The sequence below is a fragment of the Bartonella sp. MM73XJBT.G genome (assembly GCF_028618435.1).
Lineage (GTDB): Bacteria > Pseudomonadota > Alphaproteobacteria > Rhizobiales > Rhizobiaceae > Bartonella.
Map to the genome: position 1 here is coordinate 120109 of NZ_JAQISW010000003.1, position 26290 is coordinate 146398.

Genomic DNA, 26290 nt, shown 5'->3' on the forward strand with positions numbered 1-26290 from the left:
CTGTATAAAAAAACAGTGCCATCACATGTTATGACAGCAACTGTTCTAATTGTAGACAATGGAAACACGAAATTAGCGTGCCCAATGCCCTTCATATTTAAATGTTGGAGCGTCTTTTAAAGAATCCTTTGTGGCATTTGTAATAAGTTTCCACTTACCATAATCATTTGTCATCTGGATTGTTTCTGGAGAAACGATTACATAACTCTCCCCTATGCCAAGAAAACCGCCAACAGCAATCACAAACCCCGCAATATTATTTTCACGTAAAATAATATCTTTTACTTCACCAATATTGTCATCTTCTATATTATAGACATTGGCGCCTATAAGACTGGAAGCAACAAAATCTGTTGCTAAAGGTGTTACATAGCGCACAGACTTATCGATCCCCACCTGTACAATACCCGTTGCAGAAATTATTTCAGGTTTAGAGGGCACTTCAAAAGACTGAGCATAAGTACTAGAAACCATCAAAATTGACATAAGAATAGTACATACAATTTTCTTCATTTTAACATCTCCATTTTTACTTTGCTTTTACTTTATAAAAACTCAATGCATCATAATCAGAATTGTTCCCTACACTCTTTATACTCTTTCAAGACCAGTCTCATAATTTTTTTCTTCTAGTCTTTTGCCTTCTCCTTTCATTTTTCTTCTAAACTATGCCAGATATAGGCTTTTAAAATATAAACAAGCCCTGCAAAAATGATCAAAAATAATATAACACGAAAACCGGTTTTTTTACGAATTTCCATATGAGGATCAGCAGCCCACATTAAAAATGCAGAAACATCGCGTGCATAATGTTCAACAGTTTCTGGAGTTCCATCTTCATAAGACACAACACCATCACTCAAGGGAGGCGCCATAGCTAAAGAATTACCAGCAATAAAATAAGGATTATACCAAAAACCATCAACGATTTTTGTATTTTCTGGAGCTTCCTGATATCCCGTTAAAAGGGCTGTAATATAATCTGGACCAGCAGTATTATAATGAGTAAGCACCTCAGAAATAACAGCAGGAAATGGCAAAGATACGGCGCGTGCACGTGCTATTAATGATAAATCTGGAGGAGAAGTGCCATTTAAAATAAATCTTGCTTCTTCTTCATTCGCAAAAGGAGAAGGAAAATAATCTGTTGAGACCCCAGCGCGCTTAAAAAACTTTCCTTCTCGATTAGGACCATCGCGCACTTCATATTGCCCTGCAAAAGCTTTAATCTGTTCTTGATCATAGCCTAGAGCTTTTAGATCACGAAAAGCCACATATCTTAACCCGTGGCAGCTAGAACAAACCTGTTTATAAACCTTTAATCCACGTCGCAACTGTGCTTTATCATAAACGCCAAATGGCCCTGAAAAACTCCATTCCTGTTTTTTAGGAGAATGTAAGGGGAAAGAAACAAATTCCTCCTCTTTATCAGAAACAGTACCAGCAAAACTGTGAAAAGGAAAGCCTATTACTGCTATAATCATCAATCTGATAAAAGCTTTTACCATAGTTTATTTTTTTTCTTTTTCATATCTTCAGTAATGGAAGAAGGAAGAGGACGCCCTTTTTCAAAAAGAGGGAGGAGTGGCAAAATAATCAGAAAGAATATAAAATAATAAGCGGTAGCCAATTGCGTCCATAAAAGAATGCTATCATTGATTTCCCTTGAACCTAGATAGCCAAGAAATACAACATCAGCAATAAATGCCCAAAAGAAAATTTTATAAACAGGTCGATATCTTGCGGAGCATATTGGAGAGCGATCTAACCATGGAACACAAATCAACACAAAAACCGAACCGGCTAAGAGAATAACCCCCAAAAAAGTTGATGAAAGAGCACCAATATTAAAAGTTATGGCACGCAGTATAGCATAAAAAGGCAAAAAATACCACTCCGGCACCACACGAAGAGGCGCCTTTAAAGGATCAGCAACGTCATAATTTTCAGCCTGTCCCATATAATCAGGCATATAAAACAAAAACCAAGCAAAAAATACGAGAAAAACAGTAATGGCAAAAATATCTTTGATAAGCGCATAGGGTGTAAAAGGAACAGTTTCCTCATCTGATTGTATTGTAAGACCCGTTGGGTTACCCTGCCCAACTTGGTGGATTGCAAAAATATGAATCCCCACGAAAAAAAGCAAAGCAAATGACAAAAGATAATGGAGCACATAAAAACGATTCAATGTTGGTTGTCCAACACTATAACCACCAAGAAGCGTCTCATGCAACCACGTTCCTACCAAAGGAATGGCTTTGAAAAAGCCAGCAACCACTGAAGCAGCAGAAACAGACATCATCCCCCAAACCAGAACATAACCAAAAAATGCTATTGCCATCATAGTGATATAGATAAACATGCCTGTAACCCAAACCATTTCGCGCATATTTTTATAAGAACCATAATAAAGCCCACGTGCTACATGGATATAAACAGCAATAAAAAAGAACGACGATCCCACACTATGCCATGGACGAAAAAGCCAACCAAACTGCCCTTCCCGCCTAAAGCGTTCACCCGTTTCAAAAGCCAAATGAACATCTGGTACATAATGCATCGATAATACAAGCCCCGTCAAAAGCTGTGATAAAAGCATAACGGTCAAAATACCGCCGAATGTATAAAAATAATTAAGATTACGCGGTACAGGAAAAATAACAAATGCATTGTAAAAAAAGCGAGGGAAAGGCAAACGTTTATCAAACCAACGAGCAAGAGCAGTTTTAGGAAAATAGGGAGGAAATTTTGCCATCACTTTATCCTATTTTCAGTAAAGTATCAGAAAGAAATCGATAAGGTGGGATAGCAAGATTATAGTTAGCAGGGCCTGATCGCACTCTTCCAGCTGTATCATAAATAGACCCATGACATGGACATAACCATCCACCAAATCGTCCCGATTGGCCAAGTGTTACACAACCAAGATGTGTACAAAGATTAATAAGAATAAGCCAATTCTCACGCCCTTTACCTGCTGAACGTGCAAAATCTGTCGCTTCTTCTTCGCCTTCAAGATTAGGATTGCGGGCTTGACGATCTCTTAGAAGGCTCAATTTGGTAGCACGCGCTTCAGCAATTTCTTTTGCAGTGCGGTTACGAATAACAACAGGTTGCCCACGCCATTTCACCGTTACCGACATGCCCTCTTCAATACCAGAAAGGTCAACCTCAACAGAAGAAGATGCCAAAACAGCCTCATCTGGACGCAATTGACGAACAAAAGGCCACGCAACAATCCCCATTCCAACTGCTCCTGCAACAGCTGTTACCAAAAAGAGAAAATCCCGCCTCGTCTGCTCACCCATTGCCTTAACTTCAAAGAGACACGTTGCTACAACATCTTTTTACCATACCCTCTCCCATTGCACAATGCTTGGATTAATCACCATTGCCTTAACCCATAAAAATACCTCTGAAAAAACTTCTACTCTTTGTATAACTAATACAAAACCTAATTTAATGATAATTAATCATTCTACAAAGGAATAAGAAAACTAAATACCCTAGGTTTATTTCAAATCTCTGTTTCTATTCAATCAATCAAAATCTTTCCCTTACCTGATAAAACCCAAGACCCTTAAGGGAATCCCGAATCATTAGACTCCCTTTTATCTTAAACTAATCTTTGGCCGTCACTTTTTTCCTGAAACTTAAAGTACATAAAAACTAAATACAAAAATCATATATTTCTTGACCATATTTTTTGAATAACTTACGGCACTTCTTTACAAAGTTGAAAAAAATCATATTACAGAGAACATGACACTTCATATAGCTCTTTTCCAACCTGATATTGCTGGTAATACCGGAACGATTTTACGTCTTAGTGCTTGTTTTGGTTTACATGTGCATATTATTGAACCCGCAGGCTTTAACCTATCGGATCGTAATCTCAAACGCGCAGGATTGGATTATCTCGAATATGCGTCCTTAGAACGACACATTGATTGGCAACATTTTTTAAGCTCTATGAAACACTTTAACCGCCGTCTTTTGCTTTTAAGTACAAAAGCAAAAAAATGCTATACGCAGATAGATTATCAAAAAAATGATGTTTTACTTTTTGGTCGTGAATCAGCTGGCGTCCCCGATTATGTTCATGAATCTACTGATTACACATTGAAAATTCCTATGAAACCACAGGCTCGCTCTCTCAATATTGCCATGAGCGTAGCCATAACAGTAGGGGAAGCATTGCGCCAAATTGGTTATCATGAAGGAAACTGTGATCTATAAAAATACATAAACTCCGATTTTCAAATAAATAGAAAAAACCATTTTTCAGGAATTTTACAAATCTTAAAAGCGCATACTTTTCAACGATACTTCTGGAATAAAGCCTCTAAAAGCTCATAAACTATCCTATAAATATAGTTAAAGCATGTAACACCTACCATTATAAAATAAATATTTCTTAGTGCCCATTACCTCCATTTCATATCACTACTTGTGAATGATTAAATACCTTTTATATAAAAATGCATTAACATCCTCCTCTTTATGTTCATAAAAAATACAAACCGTTATCATTATTCTCTTTAATCTGTTCTTATTTCATATGAATAATGATAACCTATCGTAAATGATATTTAAACTTAAAAAGTAAAAACAACTATACGTTTATACCCCATATTATAAATCAATTTTTTCTAATAAAGCATGACGATCCATTAAAAATCCATTTTCAATCCATATCATTTCTAGTTCTTTAAGCTTTTGTCCTAAAAGGATACCTTTTGAAAAACCTTTTTTTATTAAATCGTTACCATTAATGGGAAAAGTTGGAATCTGCCATTTTTGAACAAGCTGATAAAGTTTGATATAATTTTCTTTTTTTTGCAAAGCCTCGCTTTTTTCTGGAGTATCTACATGTGATGCAGCAATAGACAAGGATAATTGATCTAAAACCGGTTGTCGCCCATGAAAATAAATCAGTTTTTGCACAAAATGAGCAGAACAGTTTTGGCTTATTATTTCTAACTCTGCCCATTCTTTTAACCGTGTTGTTTCCTTATGGGATAAACGCAAACGCTTTGCCATTTCATGAAGACGCACAGGATCAGGAGGGAGAAGACTTTCTAGCCGTAACAAGGGATCAATTTTCCAACCAAGAGCCTGTTCTGTTTTCACCAATGCGTGGATTGCATCAATGCCCCATTTTTCTGTTTCAGGAAAAATGAGTGACAAAATTCTGCTTTGACGCATCCACAAAAGAGCACGTGTTGGGTCAGAAGCTAAAAGAAGCTTTTTTATTTCCGCCCAAATACGCTCAGAAGAAAGTTTTTCTAAACCGTTTTTTAAACGAACACATGCCCTCAAGCCTTCCACATCAGGTCGCCCCGCTCCATACCATGCAAAAAAGCGAAAAAAACGTAAAATACGCAAATAATCTTCGCTAATACGATTTTCTGCAACACCGATAAAACGAACTGTTCGGTTCGCAATATCGCTCAAACCTCCTACATCATCATAAAGGTTGCCAGCCGCATCACAATAAAGGGCATTAATGGTAAAATCCCGCCGTTCGGCATCTTTTTTCCAATCACGACCAAATACCACTTTTGCATGACGACCATCTGTTTCAATATCACTGCGAAGCGTTGTGACCTCATAAGAACATGAATGCGCAACCACTGTTATTGTACCAAACGCAACCCCTGTAGGAATAGCTTTAAATCCTGCTTTTTCTACACGTGCGATAATCTGTTGCGGTAAGCAGGTTGTCGCAATATCAATATCACTAATAGGCTGCCTTAATAGTTGATTGCGCACCGCTCCTCCCACGATACGCGCCTCTTCCCCCTCTAAAGATAAAATACGAAGAAGTGTTTGAATATCACTTTGTTGTAACCATGCAACCTGTTTGAAGTTCTGCCTTATATTCACCCTTTAACCTTTCAAAAAAGTTGTCTTCATTACTTTCAAAAACTCTCTTCATAAAACAAAGTTTTTAAAACATCCCTTACAAAATATACCTCTTTCTTTCAAAGAAACTTTTTTCTATCTATATATGAATATGAAAAAAATAGCTTATGATGCTTCTTTTCTTCTCATTTTCTGTTACAAACAATAAGATGTCCGTTATCATACAGAGAAAATTACTATCTTTGCGACAAACGCCTTAAGGAAAAAATATGAGTCACCGTGATCCAGCATCTAATTCTGTCAAAAAGGTTAATACCAAACAGGAGGCCCAAGCCATTATTGAGGATATTGATACGGCACACCAAGAATTAGATATTATACAACAAGAAATTGACAAAGTTATTTTTGGGCAAAGTCATATCATTGAATATGCTTTAACGGCTATTTTTGCCGGTGGTCATGCTCTTCTTGTCGGGGCTCCAGGGCTTGCAAAAACACGCCTAGTGGAAACATTAGGAGCCGTTTTAGGGCTTGATGAAAAACGTATCCAATTTACCCCCGACCTCATGCCATCAGACATTATCGGTTCTGAAATCATGGATTCCGATAAAGAGGGGAAACGTTTTTTTCGCTACGTTCAAGGCCCCATTTTTACGCAGCTTCTCATGGCTGATGAAATCAATCGAGCCTCTCCACGCACACAGTCAGCTCTTTTACAGGCTATGCAGGAATATCATGTGACCGTTGCAGGAACCCGTTACGATTTACCACAACCTTTTCATGTTCTTGCAACGCAAAATCCTCTCGAACAAGAAGGGACCTACCCACTTCCTGAAGCTCAACTCGATCGTTTTTTGATGCAAATTGATATTGACTATCCTGACCTTACAACAGAGCGGCGGATCATTTTGGAAACAACAAAAGAAAAAAAATCAAATGCAAAAGCAATTTTATCCGCTAAAAAATTGCAAAAAATTCAAAATATCGTTCGCAAAATGCCTCTTTCAGAAAATGTGATCGAAGCTATTTTAAAAATTGTCCGCTCAGCACGCCCTGATAAAAACAATAGCCTTGCTAGTACTTATGTTTCTTGGGGACCGGGTCCGCGCGCATCACAAGCTCTTTCACTTTGTGTTCGTGCTCGTGCTCTTTATTATGGGCGTTTAGCCCCCTCACTTGATGATGTTGAAGCATTGGCCTATCCCGTATTACAACACCGCATGGCCCTTAATTTTTCTGCTCGTGCTGAAGATATAACCGTAAAAGATATTATCAATAACCTTGTGAAAGATGCCTTTTAAATGGCTATTGGCAAAAAAGTTTTACAAAAGTCTCCATTGTCGCTGGCAAAAGAACTGTATAAGAATGATGGCAAAATGCCATATTTCCTTTTACAAGCGCGTCATATTGCCAATACACTGATAACCGGATGGCATGGGCAACGCAAACGCGGTAATGGAGAAAATTTTTGGCAATTTCGTCCCTATATGGAAGGAGAATCCATTACTCGGATTGATTGGCGTCGCTCAGCGCGTGATGAAAATACCTATCTGCGTGAGCACGAATGGCAAATGACACAAACCGTTTGGCTTTGGCCTGATCAGAGCCCATCAATGCATTACTGTTCGCGCTTTTCTAAAATCTCTAAAGGCAATCATGCCATCATTTTAACCCTTGCCTTGGCATCACTTCTGACACGGTGTGGCGAACATATCGCTATTCCCAACTTAGTACCCCCCACAATGACATCCAATGTCGTAGAACAAATAGCATTTGCTTTAGAAAATCATTCAGATGAAAATTCATTCCCCGATTTTTCAACGATTACACGCTTTTCACATGCCATTATAATGAGTGATTTTCTCGATCATCCTGAAAAAATCATCCAGTATTTAACTCCTTTATCGACAAAACAGGTAACAGCTCATTTAATTGAAATTTCTGATCCTGCGGAAGAAAGCTTTCCCTACACAGGTCATACAGAATTTTTTGATCCTGAAACGAAAGAAAAACACATTTTTGGAAAAGCAGAAAATCTTCGTAAAAGCTATTGTAAGCTATATCAAGCACGTCGACAAGAATTAGTAAATTTTTGTGCACGACAGGGGTGGTCTTATCACGTTAGTACGACAGATCAACCTTTAACAGAAATCATTTTGCATCTTGCAAATACAATGAATGACTCTTCATTACAAAAAAGGAGGGCACTTTGAGTTTTTCTGCTCCCTTTCTGTTATTAGGGCTCTTGTTTCTACCTGTCATTTGGTGGCTGTTGCGATTAAACCCTCCATCTCCACGTAAAGAGCTCTTTCCTCCTTTACGCTTCTTACCCAAACCAACTCATCAGCAGGAAACGACAAAACATACTCCTTGGTGGTTGCTGTTGTTGCATTTAACCATAGCCGCACTGGTTATCATAGCTCTAGCCCGTCCCACTTGGAATCAAAAGCCAATAAGCTTTTCTGGATCTCAACCTCTTGTGCTCATCATTGATAATGGCTGGGCATCTGTAAAAGAATGGAAGAAACGTATCTCTATCGCTGAAATGCTCCTTGCACAGGCAGAAAAACAACAAAAAAATATTTACCTTGTTGCAACGGCTGAAAATGATATCTCCAATGTGGAACCCCAACCAGCGAAGATTATAAAACAGCATTTAATGCATTTGCAACCGCGTCCTTGGCCTGTAAACCGTGTGCATATCTTAAAAGAACTCAGTAAAATAAACAAAGGGCAACCTCTTGATATTGCTTATTTAAGCGATGGATTACAAACAAATGAAGATGAGAAAACTTTTGCTTTACTTGAAGAATTAAAACCTAGAAATTTCTTTTGGTATTTGGCCGATATTTCCGATTTAACCGGCATAACATCCATAAAAAATGATAATGGAAACATGGTCACGCGTATTATTCGCTCAACCATACACGGTACAACGCCCGCTACACTCAGCCTTTACGATTCAAACAATCAACTTCTTGGTCAATTTACGAAAAATTTTTCTGAAGGTCAAACAACAGCACTTGTTCCTTTTGATATCCCTCTTGAATTACGCAACGATATCGCTTGGATAAAAGTCAATGACCAAAACCATGCTGCTGCAACTTTCTTAGTAGATAGCCATAACAGGATAAGCCGTGTTGCTCTTCTCTCTCCAGATACCAATGAGATGACTCAGCCTTTACTTTCTCCATTTTATTATATTATCAAAGCATTACAAGGTCATACACAGCTTATAACTTCCGATGGAAGAGAACTTTCAACAGATATTGATCTTTTGCTTAAACAAAACCCATCTGTTTTCATTATGGGCGACATGGTTAATATCCCTGAAAAAGCAGAAAAAAAGCTTTCTGATTTTGTGAATAAAGGAGGGACACTCATCCGCTTTGCAGGAGAAAAACTCAGTAGTGCAGAACATTACGATAATCTTCTTCCAGTACCGCTGCGTCAGGGGCAACGTTCTCTTGGAAGTATTATGACTTGGACCAAACCACAAAAACTTGCCCCTTTTGCAAAAAATAGCTTTTTCTTTGATCTTCCTTTTCCAGAAGATGTTACTGTCTCGCGACAAATTCTTGCAGAACCAACCCCAGATCTTTTCGAAAAAACATGGCTCAGCCTTTCGGATGGGACCCCTCTTATTACCGCAGCAAAGCGTGGGAAAGGAACACTTATTCTCATTCATATTGCCCCTGATCCTACATGGTCTAATCTTCCTCTTTCTGTTTTTTTTGCACAAATGTTACAAAAACTAATCACATTAGGGTCTTTTGAAAACACAACCCCAACACATAGAGAAAAAAGAACAAGAGTACAAAATCCTTGGCGAACCATAGCCGCTGATGGACAATTACAAGCCCCGCCCTCTGATGTTGTTCCACTGATCTTTAATGCCCAAAATCCACCCCGTCCTTCCTATCATACTCCCCCAGGACTTTACGGTGTCAAAAATGACTTTTATGCGCTTAATCTCTTAACTGATTCATCGCGCTTGATAAAACAATCATCATTACCAACTTCTCTTAATAAGAGCCCTTTATCTTATGATACAAAAGAAAAAAATCTTATCGGTTCCCTTTTAGGATTAGCCCTCTTATTATTTGCCTTTGATAATTTTCTCATTTTATGGATGGGAGGAATTTTTTCTTTTAATAAATGGCGTAATCGGTTTTTCCTTCCTCTCATCATTCTGATTGGCCTGTTTTCATATGATCCAACACTTCATGCACAAACGACAGAAAATCATCATGATAATGTGCTAGCCGCTGGTGCAACACATCTTGCCTACGTTATAACCAACAATCATGAAATTGATACAACAAGTAAAAATGGTCTAGAATCCTTAAGCCAATTTATTGCAGAGCGCACAATGCTTACCCCCGGCTCTGTTAGAGCACTTGATCTCGATAAAGATGAACTCTCCTTTTATCCTCTTATTTACTGGCCAATTGATGTTCAGAGTCCTATACCAACCTCCAAAAGCCTTGAAAAAATAAATAATTTTATGAAACATGGAGGAACCATTTTATTTGATACGCGCGATCAGATAAAGAGCAATCTTAATCTTGAAGGAGATGCCACTCCAGAAACGCAGAGATTACGAACCATCTTAAAAGGGTTAAACATTCCCTCCATTGAGCCTGCATCAACAAATCACGTTGTTGCGCGTTCCTTTTATATTATGCCAGATTTTCCTGGCCTCTACCGTGGTTCAGCTTTGTGGGTTGAATCCTCATCAACGAACAAAAAAAATAAAAATTCTCTTGCCAGCGGTGATAATGTAAGTTCTCTGCTCATCACCGCAAATAATTTTGCTGCTGCTTGGGCACTCGATGAAAAAGGCATGTGGAAATATCCACTCGTTCCCAATGATCCAATGCAACGTCTCTGGGCATTTCGCGCAGGCTTAAATATTGTCCTTTATGTGCTTACTGGAAACTATAAAGCAGACCAAATTCATGTTCCAGCACTCTTGGAACGCTTTAAAAGAGAAAGAAGGCAATGATACCACTTTTTACTTTTCAGCCTTTTTTACCTCTCTTTTGGATTCTGCTGTTAAGCGGAATATCCATTCTTTTTGTCGTTTTTGGTCTTGTTACACAACGTAAAGGGTCTTTATTTCGTCTGATGGCATTGAGCGCTCTCATTCTTGCTTTGCTTAATCCAATGATTATCAAAGAACAGCGCGAACCGCTGAAAAGTACAGTAGGCATTGTCATTGACCGCAGCAAAAGCCAAACTTTTGGAACACGCATAAACGACAGTGATGAAGCGCGCGTGCAATTAATCAAAACATTAGCGCATTATCCACAATTTGAACCACGTTTTATTGAAGCTGGAAAACTTGCTGATCATCAATATGCCCCTTCAACGAATTTGTTTAATGCTTTAACACAAGCACTTTCTGATGTACCGCCCTCTCGTTATGCAGGAACCATTTTTATTACTGATGGACAAGTGCATGACATTCCAGACCTATCAGATCTTCATCATGAAGCACCTTTTAATGCTCTGATCACAGGGCGCTCAGATGAATTTGATCGTCAAATCAAATTTATTTCGCCTCCACGCTTTGCCCTTATCAATAAACCACAAAAGCTCTCCATTTTGGTAGAAGATCAAGGAGTTCACCCCAAAAAAATACCACAGAAAGCCAATATTACACTCAGCGTTAATGGACAAGAAGTGGCCCATTATTCTGTGACTCCTGGTATCATTTTTCAAACTGAAGTTACCCTTCCCCATGCTGAAAAAAATATTATCCAAGTGACCACTGAACCTTACAAAGGTGAACTAAGTCTTGAAAACAACCGCGCCATAACAACCATTGAAGGAATCAGAGAAAATTTACGCGTTCTTCTTATTTCAGGTGCCCCTTATAATGGAGAACGAACATGGCGTGACCTTTTGAAAGGTGACTCTAATATTGATCTTGTTCACTTTACAATTTTGCGTCCCCCCACTAAAGCGGATAATACGCCTTTAAGCCAATTATCGTTGGTGGTTTTTCCTACAAGAAAGCTCTTTGTTGAAGAAATTAATAACTTTGATCTCATCATTCTTGATGGTTACCAGCATTCTGCTGTTCTACCTTTAATCTATTATGATTATATCGCCCAATATGTACAAAAGGGTGGTGCTTTGCTGATGGTAACAGGACCTGAATTTACACAAAAAAACTCACTTGCGAAAACACCTTTAATAAGCATTCTACCGGCATTACCTAATGGAACTATTATTGAAAAACCTTTTCGCCCTGCATTAACCAAAGAAGGTGAACGCCATCCTGTCACAAGAGATCTTGCAACGCTTAATCTTCCAGCTTCCCGATGGGGGCGATGGCTGCGACAAATTGCTATTCAAGATGCATATAAAGGCACAGCTCTCATGAAAGGAGCCGATGAACAGCCACTTTTACTTCTTTTCCATGTTGATAAAGGGCGTGTCGGTATGTTGCTTTCCGATGAAAGTTGGCTTTGGGCACGAGGTTTTGAAGGTGGTGGTCCTTATGCGGCTCTTTATCGCCGAATTGCTCATTGGCTCATGAAAGAACCGGAACTTGAGGAAGAAAAATTAAGTGCCACCAGCAGCCATCATCATTTAACAATTCGCCGCCAAACTCTGAAAGATCATCCAGAGCCTGCTGAAATAACTTTTCCTTCTGGAAAAAAACAAAATATCGTCCTTACTAAAGAGCAAGAAGGTCTCTTCACTGCAACTGTAGCTACTGATGAGACGGGAATTTTTATCATCAAAAATGACGATTTAACAATACTGTCTTCTGTAGGAATGCTCAATAATCTTGAATTGTTTGATTTAATTTCAACAAAAGAAAAATTAGCCCCTATTATTAAGCACACGAGGGGCTACATCGGACGTTTACACCCTAAAGGAAGAGAAAACATTCATATTCCTCCATTCAAGCTTATTCAATCAAAAACAAATCTATCATCTTCCCCAGTGCATTCAATTATTTTGAAAGAAGCGACAGAAACGCGTTTAATCAATACCTTTTATTTTTCGGTATTTTCTGGTTTTTTTGCCCTGCTTGTTTGTCTTTTACTGTTGAGCAGCATGTGGTATCGTGAAGGACGTTAAAAAATTCTGAGATTTTGTAGAGTAGTTTTAAAATTAAGCTTATCTTTTTGTGTATTTACTTATCTTTTACAATGAGAAAAGATATTTATTTATAATCCTTTTCATATTAAATTAATTATCATTATTTTCTTGCACATCCTTAAAAGAGATGCTGTATGAATAAAAACCATTGAAGAAAAGAATAAAATTCCTTTTAAGAATCTTCTTAAAACAAGGATTTTTATAAAGTTGGAATGGGATAATGTAACGGTTTTGGTTTGCATCTTGTATGAGCATAAAAATGTGGTTCATGAATAAACCTTATAAACGAAGCTTTTCATAACATTGAGAACTTTCGTGAAATGAGATCAACGACACTGGGAAATATCTCCCATTAAAAGCATTACATGGCAGCGCAAGACCGTAAAAATTTCTGATAAATACAATAATTCTTTTGCATTTTTTCTGAGCTATTAGATTTTTTTACGATGATGTGTAGTCGTATAAAAGCTGTTTAAAAGTCTTAAAACTTTACGACTATCATTTTAAAATTTATCCCATCATATAAAAGATATACCGGTTGCCAAGAATGGTCTGTTGTATTATGCTGACCTCTGTCATAGAAAATACAATACAGCATCAATTCTCTAGAGAATTTTCTTATATTTTCAACAAGCTATTTGTCCTTTTACAATCTTTCTTGCCTTTAAGCACCAACTTATCTTATGTTCGTTCTTTAAATCGTTTTTAATACTCTACGAGCTTTTATGTTTTATCTTGCCCATATATCGGATATACATCTTTCTCCTCTTCCCAAACCTTCCCTTTTTGAACTTTTTGGAAAGCGTCTTACCGGTTACTTAAATTGGCAAAAAAAACGTAAGAGTCAAATGGCAACAAATGTCCTCGAAACTTTAATAGATGCCTTGAATAAAACAAAGCCAGATCATCTTGTGATCTCTGGTGATCTTGTGAATCTTGCTCTTGATAAGGAATTTGAACAAGCGCACCGTTGGCTCCTTACCTTAGGACAACCTCAAGATATTTCTTTGACCTTTGGAAATCATGATGCCTATGTTCGCGGCGCCCTTCAAAAAGCATGTATGCTCTTTAAACCTTGGATCACAGGAGACGTTCCTCAAAAAAGTACCTTTCCTTTTCCTTATATGCGCATTCGCAAAGATGTTGCCATCATAGCTGCTTCTTCAGCCATTGCGACACCTCCTTTTCAAGCTTCTGGTTATTTTGGTAAAATGCAAGCGCAAACATTACCGTACTTTTTAAAAGAAGCAGCACAGCGCAACCTTTTTCGTGTTGTCATGATCCACCACCCCCCTTTTCCCAAGGCAACGTCTTGGCATAAAAAACTACGAGATACAAAACGTTTTCTAGAGGTTATCAAACATCACGGTTGCGAACTTATTCTTCACGGACATACTCATTTACCCACATTGAAGTGGGTTGAAGGACCAATTAAAAAAATTCCTATTGTTGGTGTTCCTTCCGCATCTCAAGCTTTTGGTGATAAAAAACCACCCGCAGGCTTTAACTTATTTTCCATTGAACGCTCACAAAATCAATGGCACTGCCAGTTACAACGTTATAGCATTATCAATCCCCAAAACGAGATCTCCTGTACTGAAACAATTAATCTTTAAACACTTCCAAAGTTGTCGAAACAACAAAAAACGAAAATATTTTTACTTCATACCCCTTTCATAAATTATAATTTTATTGTCCTCCTCCTCTTAACAAGACAAAGTTTCATCTTCTTTGTCGACAAATCAATTTCTCTTAGAGGACTCCATTGGCTAACCCCACTGCATAATTAACTTTATAAATCATTGGGTTACTTACTTCCCATTCTTAAGGACGAAGATTTCGATCCTATCTGATCTATAAATAATCTAGATTCTTTTCGTACAAATTTCAGCAACCGATTGCCCCTGTTATTTATCTCACAAAGTCCTATAAATCTTGCTTTACACATCACCGCACACTCTCTCTAAAGCATCTCATAGGCAAAATCTTGATGCCCCTATAATTATGATATTTTGTAGAATATAGAGAATAATGTTTATTATGTCTCGATAAATGCCTAATTTTCTATCTATTTTTTCCTATATGTCACTTTATTATTATCTATAATAAAGCATAAAATATCCAGTAATAATAAAAAATTATAGTATGAATTTTTATTATTATTTGAGTTATCTTATGGATGTGATTTTATGCGATTTTTTTGTTATTAAATAAAATATTTTATGATAACGTAAAATAGTAAATTATCTTTATAAATTAAGCTATTGTCTAAATAAAGTAGTATCTCTCCTCAGTAAAGGAGTATTTACCAGTAGCTATTTGAAAAATAAAAGCCTCATTTTAAAATGAGGCTTTTAAATTATTTAATTCTGTAAAAAATTAAAATTTATAAGCGACACCCACACGAAAGTCGTTTGTCTTGTAGCCCATTTCAACTTTATCTTGCACAAATTTTTTCTTACCAAAATCTGAATAACGATATTCTGCACGCAAAAGAATATTATCAGTCATTGCAAAATCAACCCCTCCCCCAAGAGTATAACCAATCATGGTCTTTTTTTCATCATGCACCCAATTAGCAGGATCACTCGCTTTCTTTTCCGTATTAGATTTGTTAGAGATGATGTTGTTAAGCTGTGTATAAGCAACACCTCCGGCCACATAAGGCATCAAACGATCAAAAGAAAAACCAAATCTTACCCGTGTAGCGCCAGCCCATTTTTGTTTTAAAGTGTGATACACCACTTCATCAGAGGATGCCGAATGATCTTCATCATTACTAGTACCTACTGTTATAACTTTTGATTTTGATGATGATTCTTCGATGTGACCTTCTTGTGGCAAATTATGATCTTTTGTATCTTTTTTATTAAACCACATGAGATCTGTATCTATACCTATAATAAAACCATTGTCGATATCAATATTGTAGCCTGTATAAATGCCACCGATAAAACCGGAAAGTTTAGGTAAATCTTCCTTTCTAATTGGAGACCATTGTCCTGCATCCTCATCTTTTAAATAACTTCCTTTAATTTTACTTGAAAAATTACCAATTTGCCCTCCAAGATAAAACCCAGTCCAAGAAAACTGTGGAGCTGTAATAATAGGTACCGGCTGTTCTGGTATCGTAACATCTGCTGCCTGTAACACAGAAATTGAAATTAAAGAAAAGATAGATGTTGAAATTAAATACTTTGTAATCATAATTGCTCCCCTAAAAGCTAATGTTATAAGTAAATAATAATAAATCGTTTCACATTTTTAGCAAAAAATCTATAGCAAAAATGACACAGTTATAAAAAATCAAAATTTATATTTAAATGTTAAATTATTTTTTAATAAATAATACTGTAAAAAATTTTAAATACTTTTTATATTTCTCTTTATTTATTTAATTAAGCTCTATTGGCTTTTATAGATTCATACTTCCCATTATTATCCAGCATTATATCAATAATTATAATATTAATTTTTAAAAAAAATGAGAGAGATAATCAATAAAACTTTTTGTCTTATTTACTTAAATATCTTCGTAATATTCGTGTTATAAAAATCATATATAGCCATAACCTTTATAAGATTTTATCTAAATCTGTGTGACAAAAACACTCTTGCACATCTTCTTGTGTTGAAGTCCTCTCAATTCATAAATGTATCTGATAGACTACTACTTTATAAATGCAGCCATATGCTTCTATCATACCCATAAGCTAAGGCTTATAAAGAGTATTATGTAATAAAAGCCGTCATTCCATTGCTTTTTACATGAAGAATAATGCCTAGAATAAGCTCTTTTAACAGAAAAATTCTTTCATTACACTTGAGAAAAGAATAGAAAAATAATTTCACTCTCTAAAGCTCTCAAGCGTATAATGAAATATCAAATTTAATATATAAAAATGGAATGAATATTTTTCATTATTCTATAATATCTGTTTAGGTTTTATCTTAAAATTACATTCAATACTTTCATAAAACCATTATAAAAGATATTTAATATTTTATAATTTTTGTAAAAATTGAACAAACCAATTGCCCAGTTTCTGTAATTAATTTTTCAACACGAAGCAAATCAGGTTCCCCAACGCTATTTAACAAAAGATCACTTAATCCAGGTGGCATATCATTGGGATCAAGGGGATCATTTAAGCAAAGCCGTATAATTTGACTCAAATTTGTATAAAGACGATAGGCATAATGTAAATCAGCAATACATGACTGATTAAGAAAACTGTTTGGTAAGTGATCTAAAATATCTGCTGTCGTCGCCCCAATTTGAAACTCAATGACATGCGTAATAAGAGCAAATTGAGCAATAAACTCCAAATCCATAATGCCACCAGACATTGTTTTAAAATCCCATTGATTTTTTGGCGGCTTTTCTTTTGCAATCAAAGAACGCATTTCATATACTTCTTTTGCAACTTCGTTCTTATCACGAGAAATAGCAATAATTGTACACACTTCATTTTCTAGCTTTTGTAAAAAATCAGGATCTCCTGTAATGCCCCGCGCCCTTGTTAAAGCAAGATATTCCCATATCCATGCTTCATGACGATAATATTTTTTAAAAAATGGAAAAGAAACAGCAACAGGTCCTTTATTGCCTAAGGGCCGTAACCTTAAATCAACGGCATAAAGAACGCCTTGGCTCGTCAGTGTGGATAAAGCAGAAACGAAGCGCTGTGCTAAACGCGTATAATATTGAGAGATGTAAAGAGGCTTTTCTCCATCAGATATTTCTGCATCTTCATCGTGTTCATAAAGCAACATGATATCAACATCCGAACCTGCAGTTAATTCACGACTTCCAAGCTTTCCCATTCCCAATATGCCAACACGTCCTCCTTTAATACGGCCATGAAGACAAGAAAACTCCTCTTGAACGGTAGCAAATGTTTTTGTAATCATAAGATCAGCAAGCGCAGTAAAAGCAAAGCCAGCTCTTTCTCCTGTAATTGTACCATTCAAAATTCGAATCCCAATCAAAAAACGTTGCTCATCTGCAAAAATCCTTAAATGGTCCAGAATTTCCTCATAAGAGGAAACATCTTCAAGAAAATATTCAAGCTGTTTTTCTAAATAGGTTTTTGTCGGTAATTCTGAAAGAATATTTGGGTCTAACATTCCATCAAAAACATGAGATCTGCGTGTAATAATTTCCGCAAGACGTGGCGCAGCCCCCATGATCAAGACAAGCATATCTAAAAGGGATGGATTAGACTGCAAAAGACTAAAAAGCTGAATTCCTGAGGGTAAGCCCTGTAAAAAACTATCAAAACGCAACATTGCCTCATCAGCTCGTTTTGTTGCACCAAAAGCTTTTAAAAGAGCTGGTGTTAACTCTGTTAATCTCTCGCGTGCTTCAGCAGATTGCGTTGCTTTATAACGACCACAATGGAGGGTACGCATAATGCGACAAATATCACTCGCTCTTTCAAAACCTAAACGGCTTAATGTTATTAATGTCTCCGGATCATCTCCTTCTCCTGTAAAAACTAAATTGCCAGTTTCTAAACCGAGTTCTTGTTCATTCTCAAACAGTGCTGCATAGTGTTTTTCAACAACCTGAAGTGTTTTTAATAAATCACGGATAAAACTGCTCCTGTCGTGATAGCCCATTAAATAAGCAACACTCGTGAATTGAGAAATATCATTTGGAAGAAGATGCGTTTGTTCATCCGCAAGCATCTGAATACGATGTTCTACATTTCTTAGAAAAGCATAACTTTTTATAAGGCTATCTCGCGTTTTCTCACTGATCCAACCAAGCGTATGAAGTTCTGCTAACATTGCAACTGTCTGACGTCCACGTAATTGAGGAAAACGTCCACCAGCAATAAGTTGTTGTGTCTGAACAAAAAACTCAATTTCACGAATACCGCCACGACCTAACTTTATATTATGGCCATAAGCAGCAATTTGACTGTAACTTTTATGCGCATGAATTTGACGTTTGATCGAATGAATATCAGCAATCGCAGCATAGTCTAAATATTTGCGCCACACATAGGGAAAAAGCTCTTTAAGAAAGTTAAAACCTGCTTTCTTATCGCCAGCAACTGGACGTGCTTTGATCATAGCGGCTCGTTCCCAATTTTGTCCACGCCCTTCGTAATAGCGCAAGGCAGTCCTTACTGGTAAAGCCAAAGGTGTTGATCCTGGATCTGGACGAAGACGAAAATCAAGACGAAAAACATATCCTTCCACAGTGCGCTCTTGAATGATACGGATTAATCGGCGCACCATTTTAGAAAATACGTCGACACTTTCAGAAAGATTACCAATATGAGGGGACGTTTCATCAATGAAAACAATAAGATCAATATCAGAAGAATAATTAAGTTCTCCTGCACCTAATTTTCCCATCCCTAAAATGATTAAACCAGAGTCTTTTTCTGGATTCTCGCGGCTCAGCAAAGTAATCTTACCATGATCATGTGCTTCTCTTAAAAGAAAACGCAATGCTACACCTAAAGCAGTTTCACCCAAACGTGTCAACCAAGTACATGAAACTTCATAAGTAAAAACACCACTCAAATCAGCTAAAGCAATAAGAACATGCACCTCTCGTTTTTTGCGCCTTAAAGCAGCCATTAATGAAGCTTCATTGATAGATTTATCCTTATCAATAACCGTAATATCATCGATAATTTCGCTTATCCTTGTTTCTATATCAACGTGCAATAAAGGACAAAGATATGATGGGTTGACAATTAAAACCTCACGCAAAAAAGGAGATAAAGTCATAACTGAACGGATAAAATCAATCTGCATTCCACTCTCTGAAATGAGAGAAACAAGCGGTTCTAAACCTTCTTTTCTTGCTTGTTTTTCCATGTCCTTTAACCATTGGGAACCACTTTCATTGAGAGAGCACAAAGGGAGAAGCTGTGTTTTTAAAAAAGCTTGTTTCGTCTGATCTCCCTTGAAAAGCATTTTGCCTTCCTTTCTATTACATTACACTTTTAAAATAGTTGTTCCGTATGAAAAAAGAAAAAGTATCTTTAAGGAAATAACAAAACAGCTCTAAGTCCCGGATTTGCATTTTCAAGTAATAATTCACCTCCGTGCAGCTTCATAACTGCTTTTGCTATACTTAAGCCAATCCCAAAACCAGGTTGTGTACGGCTTTCTTCAAGGCGAACAAATCGTTCTGTTACTTTTTCACGTTTATCCTCTGCTATTCCTGGACCATTATCGCTTACAACAACTAATAAATGTTCATCACGATATTCCATTGATAAGCAAACCTTCGCTTTTCCTCTATCTTTAGATGCATATTTAATCGCATTATCGATAAGATTAAAAATTGTTTGTGCAACAAGCTCACGATTTAATTTAAGCTCTTTATCAAAAATATCTCCTAACTGAAGTAAAACACCTGACTCTTCAGCAAAAGGTTCGTAAAGCTCAACAGCATCTTCAAGGATCAGTTTCATATTCATCATTTCAAGATGCTCAATTGCACAGCTTGCTTCAATGCGTGAAATCATTAAAATCGCATTAAATGTACGAATAAGTTGATCTGATTCAGCAATAACACTCTCAAGGACCTGACGATATTCAAGCTTTGTCTTATTTCCCGAAAGTGCCTCTTCAGCACGATTTCTAAGACGTGTTAACGGTGTTTTCAGATCATGAGCAATATTATCCGATACTTGACGTAAACCAATATTTAACTCTTCAATGCAGTCTAACATAACATTAAGATTCGTTGATAATCGATCAAACTCATCTCCTACCCCAGAAACTGGTAAACGCCCACTGAAATCACCATCCATCAAGCGCCGTGATGCTGCCGTGACCTGATCAATCCTTTGTAAAGCTCTCCTGCCAACAAAAAACCATATAAGTAACGCGCCTCCCACCATTGCAGCAAGTGCAATGATTACAGCCTTACGAATAACTGCCGCAAAACGTTCGGGCTCATCCAAATCACGTCCTATAAGGATCTTCATAGCATTAGGCAAATCAAAAACAACCGCCAAAGCGCGATGTTCACTTGTTTTGCCATGTTCTCCAAAACGAGAATACAAAAAGGAGGTAGAAATAAAACCATTCTGTTGCAAAAGACCTAATTCAATACGTGCTACATTACCTGCTAAAATACGACCCATAGGATCTGTAACAAGATAAAGAAATGCCCCTGGTTGTCTTGAACGGTAATCTATCGTGCGCATTAATAAAGAAAGCCCCCCATAATTATAAGCATTTTCAATATACTTTAATTCTTCATGTAAAGCCTGTTCAGTCTGCTGTTTTAACAGCGAAGCAGAAAATGCTGTCATATAAATAGAAAGACCTGTTGCCACCAATCCAAACAATAAAATGTAAAGTGCTGAAAGCCTTAGCGCAGTCGTGCGCATTATATTCATCAAACGATTCATGCTTTGTTATCTGGTGCCTTCAGCATATATCCAGCGCCACGCACCGTATGAAGAAGTGGAACATCAAAGTCTTTTTCAATTTTAGCTCTCAAGCGAGATATATGAACATCAATGACGTTTGTTTGTGGATCAAAATGGTAATCCCAAACATTTTCCAAAAGCATCGTGCGTGTAACAACCTGCCCCGCATAGCGCATTAAATATTCAAGTAAACGAAATTCTCGTGGTTGCAATAGAATGTTTCTATCACCCCGTTTTACCGTATGCGCTAACCGATCAAGCTCAAGATTGCTTACACAATAAACAGTTTCTGCTTCTTTAGGATTCTTCCGCCTTTGTAATACTTCAACACGCGCAAGAAGTTCAGAAAAAGCATAGGGCTTTGTCAAATAATCATCCGCCCCTGCACGCAATCCCGTCACACGATCATTGACTTGCCCTAAAGCTGAAAGGATGAGAACGGGTGTTTCATTGCCTTTAGCACGCAATTGTGAAATAATAGAGAGCCCATCACGATGCAAAAGCATTCGATCAACAACCATAACATCATAATTTTCTGTTTCAGCTAAAGCGTATCCCGTATCACCATCATAGGCAACATCAACGGAATGTCCTACTTCCAAAAAAGCTTTTTCGAGATAATGTCCTGTTTCACGATCATCTTCGATAACCAGTATTTTCATAAAACACATCTCCGTTATTGTTATAAAATTGCATTGTAGGACAGAAATCTACAAAATCTCTGCCCCACTCATAATAAAGTGCTATTTTTTGAAAATTGGAAGAGCGACAAAACGATTTTGATCATTTGTTCGTACTTGTAGGAGAATAGCTTTTCGCCCTAACTTTTGGGCATTCTTAATTGTATCGGTAATATCAGAGGTCTTTTTAACAGATTTATTATTCACTGTCACAATAACATCACCTGGACGGATTCCCTTATCAGCAGCATCTGAATCCGAATCCACATCCGTTACAACCAATCCTAAACCATCCTCAGAAGGAGCAACAATTAACCCATAATCTTCTAATGTTTCATCTGAATCACCACGCTCATTTAAATATTTTGAACTTTCTTTCTTACCTTCATCTTCAGGCATTGCAGCAAGTTTAACTTTGATCTTTTCCTCCTTACCGGATCTAAAAATCTCTAAAGTCACGGTTTCTTCCGGACTCATATTTGCAATACGCTTTGCCAAGTCACGAGAATCATTAATTTTTTCATTATTCACTGAAATAATGACATCGCCTGCCTTGATACCAGCCTTTGCTGCCGGTCCTTTTAATGGATCAGTAACCAAAGCACCTTTCGCTTCTTTCAAACCTATCGAATCAGAAATTTCCTTCGTTACTGGCTGAATCATAACTCCAAGCCAACCACGTTGAACTGAACCTTTTTCGATAAGTTGTTGCACGACCTGTTTCGCTGTCCCTGCCGGAATAGCAAAAGCGATTCCAACATTGCCTCCTGAAGGAGAAAAAATCGCCGTATTAACACCAACAACCTTGCCATTCAAATCAAAAGTTGGACCTCCAGAATTTCCTCTATTAACAGCAGCATCAATTTGAATAAAATCATCATAACTACTGGTGCCAATATCTCGTCCACGGGCCGAAACAATACCTGCTGTCACAGTTCCTCCAAGGCCAAATGGATTACCAATAGCAACAACCCAATCACCAACGCGAAGCTTTGAATCATCACCAAAATCAACATAGGAAAATTTTCTTTTGTCATTTACTTTTAGGACTGCAAGGTCAGTTTTTGGATCCTTCCCGATGAGTTTTGCATTCAATTCTATACCATCATCAAGAACAACAGTATAACTTGTACCCTCAGAAATCACATGATCATTGGTCACAATATAACCATCAGACGAAATAAAAAAACCCGATCCAAAAGCGATAGGACGGAGTCTTTGTGAATGATGGGGAAATTTATTTTTAGGTTTATCAAAATCATAAAACTCTTTAAAAAGCCTTTTTAAAGGATGTTGATCTGGTAATTGATCAATCCCTGGACCACTAAAAAAGTTGCTAAAGAACCAATCTTCTTTCTTTTTATTACTCTTTACTTGCACCGCAACAACCGCTGGTTTTACTTGAGTAACGATATCTGCAAATCCCTGTTGTTGCACTAACGAAGTAAATACAGAACTTGCATGAGCCTTTGTCGTCCATAAGCTTGATGCACATCCACTAAAAAACAGTGCACTCTCCAATACTGCGGAAAAACTTACTGCGACAAATGTTTTAAAGAAAGTTTTTTTTAACATTTACTCTATGCTCCTATTCAATCATACTTTCTATCCCAATCTAATCACCTATAAAATACCAGACCTTACCGTTTTCTGTCTAAATTGTTAAAGTTTTGTAAGATTTTAGTATTCACCAATATCATTTACAATAAGGTTGATTGCTCATTGCAGATGAGCTAAATTCTTTGCTCTATGGAGTATCTTTTTGACTACAATAGCGTTTTTGACTGTTTTCCCCCGTTGCATTTACAATCATTATTTTCTCACGCTTATACCGTTTTAACTGGAAAAATATGGTACTTGCACCAATGATGATAATCATCAAAGGCGAAAACCATAAAAACCAAGTTGTTTTATTCAATGGCGGTTTTAAGAGAATGAATTCACCATATCGCTCAACAAGAAAGTCAATCACTTGCTGATTGCTATAGCCCATTTTTAGTTTTTCCCGAATTAAAACCCTTAAATCACGTGCTAGAGAAGTATCTGAATCATCAATTGATTGATTTTGACAAATAGGACAACGTAAATGCGATGAAATATCGCGCGCGCGCTTTTCAAGAACTGTATCCTTTAAAATCTCATCCGGCTCTACTGCTATCGCTAATCGAAAAGGAAACATTACGATTAAAAAACATAAAAGCCAAAGATTTTTTTTCATCTTAATGTCTTCTCCCAAAATTTAAAGCAAGAAGTACCCTCTTGTAGGCTCCAGTGCGAAACCAATATCCCAGAAGAGAAAAACAGCCTCCCATAGCCATCATGAATGCCCCTAACCAAATACATATTATATAAGGCTTCCACCATATGTGCACAACAAGACCCCGATTATCGAAATGTCCCGGCACAATATAGAGCTGCGATAAGCCATAATTTTGAAGACCAACTTCCGTTGTTGATGTATTTTGGCTTGAATAAAATCGCTTTGAAGCTGTTATATGACCCACGATTTTTTTATTTTTATATATTTTAAAATAAAACTCCATTGCCGAATAGTTCGAACCAAAACGATTATCCATGGTATCAAAATGAAGTGTTTTATCTGCTATCGTCACCCACTCTCCTACGTTCATGGTTAAAATACGTTCTTGACCAAAATTTGCCACACAAATAATACCAAATAATGTAACGCCTAGTCCCATATGTGCCATTGCTGCACCAAAAAACGACCATGGCAATCCAAGAAATCTCTTAACGCGTACTGAAAAAGCTTTTTTGCCATATCCACTCTTTCCCCACAGATCCGCTAAACTGCCTAAAAAAACAAACGCCGATAGCCCAATGCCTAAAACTGTGAGAATATCACGCACAGATGTCGCGTAAAATATTATAAAACAGACGATACCAACCAAAATAAGAACAAACCACAACCGTTCAAAAACTGCGAGAAAATCACCGCGTTTCCATGTCATCATTGAACCAAACGGAACAAGTAACAATAGCAAAAGCATGAGCGGCCCACAGGTAAGGTTGAAAAAAGAAGCCCCTACAGAAATTTTTTGCTCTGTTAGCATCTCAATAAAATAAGGATAGAGCGTACCAATCAGTACTGTTGCTGTTATTGTTGTCAGTAACAAGTTATTTAAAACAATAAATCCTTCGCGCGAAATTGGTTGAAAAAATCTTTCTGTTTTTAAAAGAGAAATGCGTAGGGCAAAAAGAAGAAAAGCTGCTCCCGTAAAGAAAAATAAAAGTGCAAGAATTGCTTGCCCTCGCGCTGGATCAACAGCAAAACTATGAACAGATATTAAAAGACCAGAGCGAACAAGAAACGTTCCCATAAGAGAAAGAGAAAAAGTAAGCAGCGCTAAAAACAAAGTCCAACTTTTCAATATTCCTCGTTTTTCGAGAACAAGAGTAGAATGTAAAAAAGCCGTTCCTGAAAGCCAAGGCATAAACGAAACATTTTCAACAGGATCCCAAAACCAATATCCTCCCCATCCCAGCTCATAATAAGCCCAATAGGAGCCAACCATAATCCCCAATGTCAAAAAACACCAAGAAAGTAAAAGCCAAGGACGAACCCAACGCGCCCAAATCTTATCAATATGCCCCATAATCAATGCCGCAACAGCAAAAGAAAAACAAAGCGAAAAACCAACATAACCTAAATAAAGAAGGGGAGGATGAATCGCTAATGCGATATCTTGTAAAAGAGGATTGAGGTCATTTCCCTGTAATGCAGGTGGTTTCACACGTAAAAACGGGTTGGATACAAAAAGAATAAATAAAAGAAAAGCGCTTGTAATCCAACTTTGGCAAATTAAAATGAGTGCCTTAAAATCTTTTGGTAAATCTTGACTAAAGAAGGCCATCAATGCACTAAAAAAAGCAAGACTTAAAACCCATAATAACATAGAGCCTTCGTGGTTGCCCCAAACACCCGTAATTTTATAGAGCATCGGTTTTTCTGAATGAGAATTCTCAACAACATTTAAAACAGAAAAATCAGAGACAACATGAGCATAAATCATCACTAAAAAAGAAAAGAGTAATAATGTGAAAGTGATATATGTTAGAGGGATAGCTGTTTGCATTAACAAACGCTCTTTCCTCCAAAAACCTAAAGCAGGTAAGAAAGCTTCTAATAAGCTTACGGAAAATGCTGCGGCTAAAAAAATATGACCCAGTTCGACAAGCACAATC

18 protein-coding genes are annotated in these 26290 nt (G+C 37.1%); 6 read left to right on the top strand and 12 right to left on the bottom strand.

Annotated features, from left to right (window positions below; translation table 11 throughout):
• Positions 1-72 precede the first annotated feature (72 nt).
• The 4 genes from PVV59_RS02960 to petA all read right to left on the bottom strand — a co-directional run bounded on the left by PVV59_RS02960 (position 73) and on the right by petA (position 3311).
• Complete coding sequence (locus PVV59_RS02960; RefSeq protein ID WP_273754462.1) at positions 73-513, bottom strand: PRC-barrel domain-containing protein; 441 nt, start codon at positions 511-513, stop codon at positions 73-75.
• A gap of 137 nt (positions 514-650) precedes the next feature.
• Positions 651-1508, bottom strand: coding sequence for a cytochrome c1 (locus PVV59_RS02965; RefSeq protein WP_273754463.1), 858 nt, complete (start codon positions 1506-1508; stop codon positions 651-653).
• Positions 1502-2758 (bottom strand): cytochrome bc complex cytochrome b subunit, encoded by a 1257-nt coding sequence (locus tag PVV59_RS02970; protein ID WP_273754464.1) that lies wholly within the window; start codon positions 2756-2758, stop codon positions 1502-1504. The genes PVV59_RS02965 and PVV59_RS02970 overlap by 7 nt, the downstream gene beginning before the upstream one ends.
• Before the next feature lie 4 nt (positions 2759-2762).
• Positions 2763-3311 carry a ubiquinol-cytochrome c reductase iron-sulfur subunit gene (petA, locus tag PVV59_RS02975; protein WP_273754465.1) on the bottom strand — a complete coding sequence of 183 codons (549 nt, stop codon included), beginning with the start codon at positions 3309-3311 and terminating at the stop codon, positions 2763-2765.
• Between the two features lie 454 nt (positions 3312-3765).
• Between petA and PVV59_RS02980 the strand changes: the two genes are divergently transcribed.
• Positions 3766-4242, top strand: a complete 477-nt coding sequence (locus PVV59_RS02980) for a tRNA (cytidine(34)-2'-O)-methyltransferase (RefSeq protein WP_273754466.1) — start codon at positions 3766-3768, stop codon at positions 4240-4242.
• Between the two features lie 396 nt (positions 4243-4638).
• Here PVV59_RS02980 and PVV59_RS02985 read toward each other — a convergent pair whose 3' ends face one another.
• A complete protein-coding gene (locus PVV59_RS02985) occupies positions 4639-5892 on the bottom strand; it encodes a CCA tRNA nucleotidyltransferase (protein ID WP_273754467.1) in 1254 nt (417 codons plus the stop codon).
• A gap of 248 nt (positions 5893-6140) precedes the next feature.
• Between PVV59_RS02985 and PVV59_RS02990 the strand changes: the two genes are divergently transcribed.
• From PVV59_RS02990 to PVV59_RS03010, 5 genes are all read left to right on the top strand, one after another.
• Positions 6141-7172 carry a MoxR family ATPase gene (locus tag PVV59_RS02990; RefSeq protein ID WP_273754468.1) on the top strand — a complete coding sequence of 344 codons (1032 nt, stop codon included), beginning with the start codon at positions 6141-6143 and terminating at the stop codon, positions 7170-7172.
• On the top strand, positions 7173-8084 hold the full coding sequence (locus PVV59_RS02995; protein ID WP_273754469.1) for a DUF58 domain-containing protein: 912 nt from the start codon (positions 7173-7175) through the stop codon (positions 8082-8084).
• Positions 8081-10879 carry a DUF4159 domain-containing protein gene (locus PVV59_RS03000; RefSeq protein WP_273754470.1) on the top strand — a complete coding sequence of 933 codons (2799 nt, stop codon included), beginning with the start codon at positions 8081-8083 and terminating at the stop codon, positions 10877-10879. Before PVV59_RS02995 ends, PVV59_RS03000 begins: the two co-directional genes overlap by 4 nt.
• The gene (locus PVV59_RS03005) at positions 10876-12972 is read left to right on the top strand and encodes a hypothetical protein (protein ID WP_273754471.1); all 2097 of its coding nucleotides are present in this window, start codon (positions 10876-10878) and stop codon (positions 12970-12972) included. The genes PVV59_RS03000 and PVV59_RS03005 overlap by 4 nt, the downstream gene beginning before the upstream one ends.
• 746 nt (positions 12973-13718) lie before the next feature.
• Complete coding sequence (locus tag PVV59_RS03010) at positions 13719-14609, top strand: metallophosphoesterase (protein ID WP_273754472.1); 891 nt, start codon at positions 13719-13721, stop codon at positions 14607-14609.
• 763 nt (positions 14610-15372) lie between these two features.
• On the opposite strand, the gene PVV59_RS03015 is transcribed toward PVV59_RS03010, so the two are convergent.
• The 7 genes from PVV59_RS03015 to PVV59_RS03045 all read right to left on the bottom strand — a co-directional run bounded on the left by PVV59_RS03015 (position 15373) and on the right by PVV59_RS03045 (position 26286).
• Positions 15373-16200: an outer membrane protein gene (locus PVV59_RS03015; protein WP_273754473.1), complete on the bottom strand. Its 828-nt coding sequence runs from the start codon at positions 16198-16200 to the stop codon at positions 15373-15375.
• Between the two features lie 789 nt (positions 16201-16989).
• Positions 16990-19935, bottom strand: a complete 2946-nt coding sequence (locus tag PVV59_RS03020; RefSeq protein WP_273754474.1) for a bifunctional [glutamine synthetase] adenylyltransferase/[glutamine synthetase]-adenylyl-L-tyrosine phosphorylase — start codon at positions 19933-19935, stop codon at positions 16990-16992.
• A 68-nt stretch (positions 19936-20003) separates the two neighbouring features.
• On the bottom strand, positions 20004-21386 hold the full coding sequence (locus PVV59_RS03025) for a HAMP domain-containing sensor histidine kinase (protein WP_273754475.1): 1383 nt from the start codon (positions 21384-21386) through the stop codon (positions 20004-20006).
• The gene (locus PVV59_RS03030) at positions 21383-22069 is read right to left on the bottom strand and encodes a response regulator transcription factor (RefSeq protein WP_273754476.1); all 687 of its coding nucleotides are present in this window, start codon (positions 22067-22069) and stop codon (positions 21383-21385) included. Before PVV59_RS03030 ends, PVV59_RS03025 begins: the two co-directional genes overlap by 4 nt.
• Positions 22070-22150: 81 nt before the next feature.
• Complete coding sequence (locus tag PVV59_RS03035; protein ID WP_273754477.1) at positions 22151-23662, bottom strand: Do family serine endopeptidase; 1512 nt, start codon at positions 23660-23662, stop codon at positions 22151-22153.
• Positions 23663-23834: 172 nt separating this feature from the next.
• The gene (locus tag PVV59_RS03040) at positions 23835-24305 is read right to left on the bottom strand and encodes a cytochrome c-type biogenesis protein (protein WP_273754478.1); all 471 of its coding nucleotides are present in this window, start codon (positions 24303-24305) and stop codon (positions 23835-23837) included.
• Position 24306: 1 nt separating this feature from the next.
• Positions 24307-26286, bottom strand: coding sequence for a heme lyase CcmF/NrfE family subunit (locus tag PVV59_RS03045; RefSeq protein ID WP_273754479.1), 1980 nt, complete (start codon positions 26284-26286; stop codon positions 24307-24309).
• Between the last annotated feature and the right edge of the window lie 4 nt (positions 26287-26290).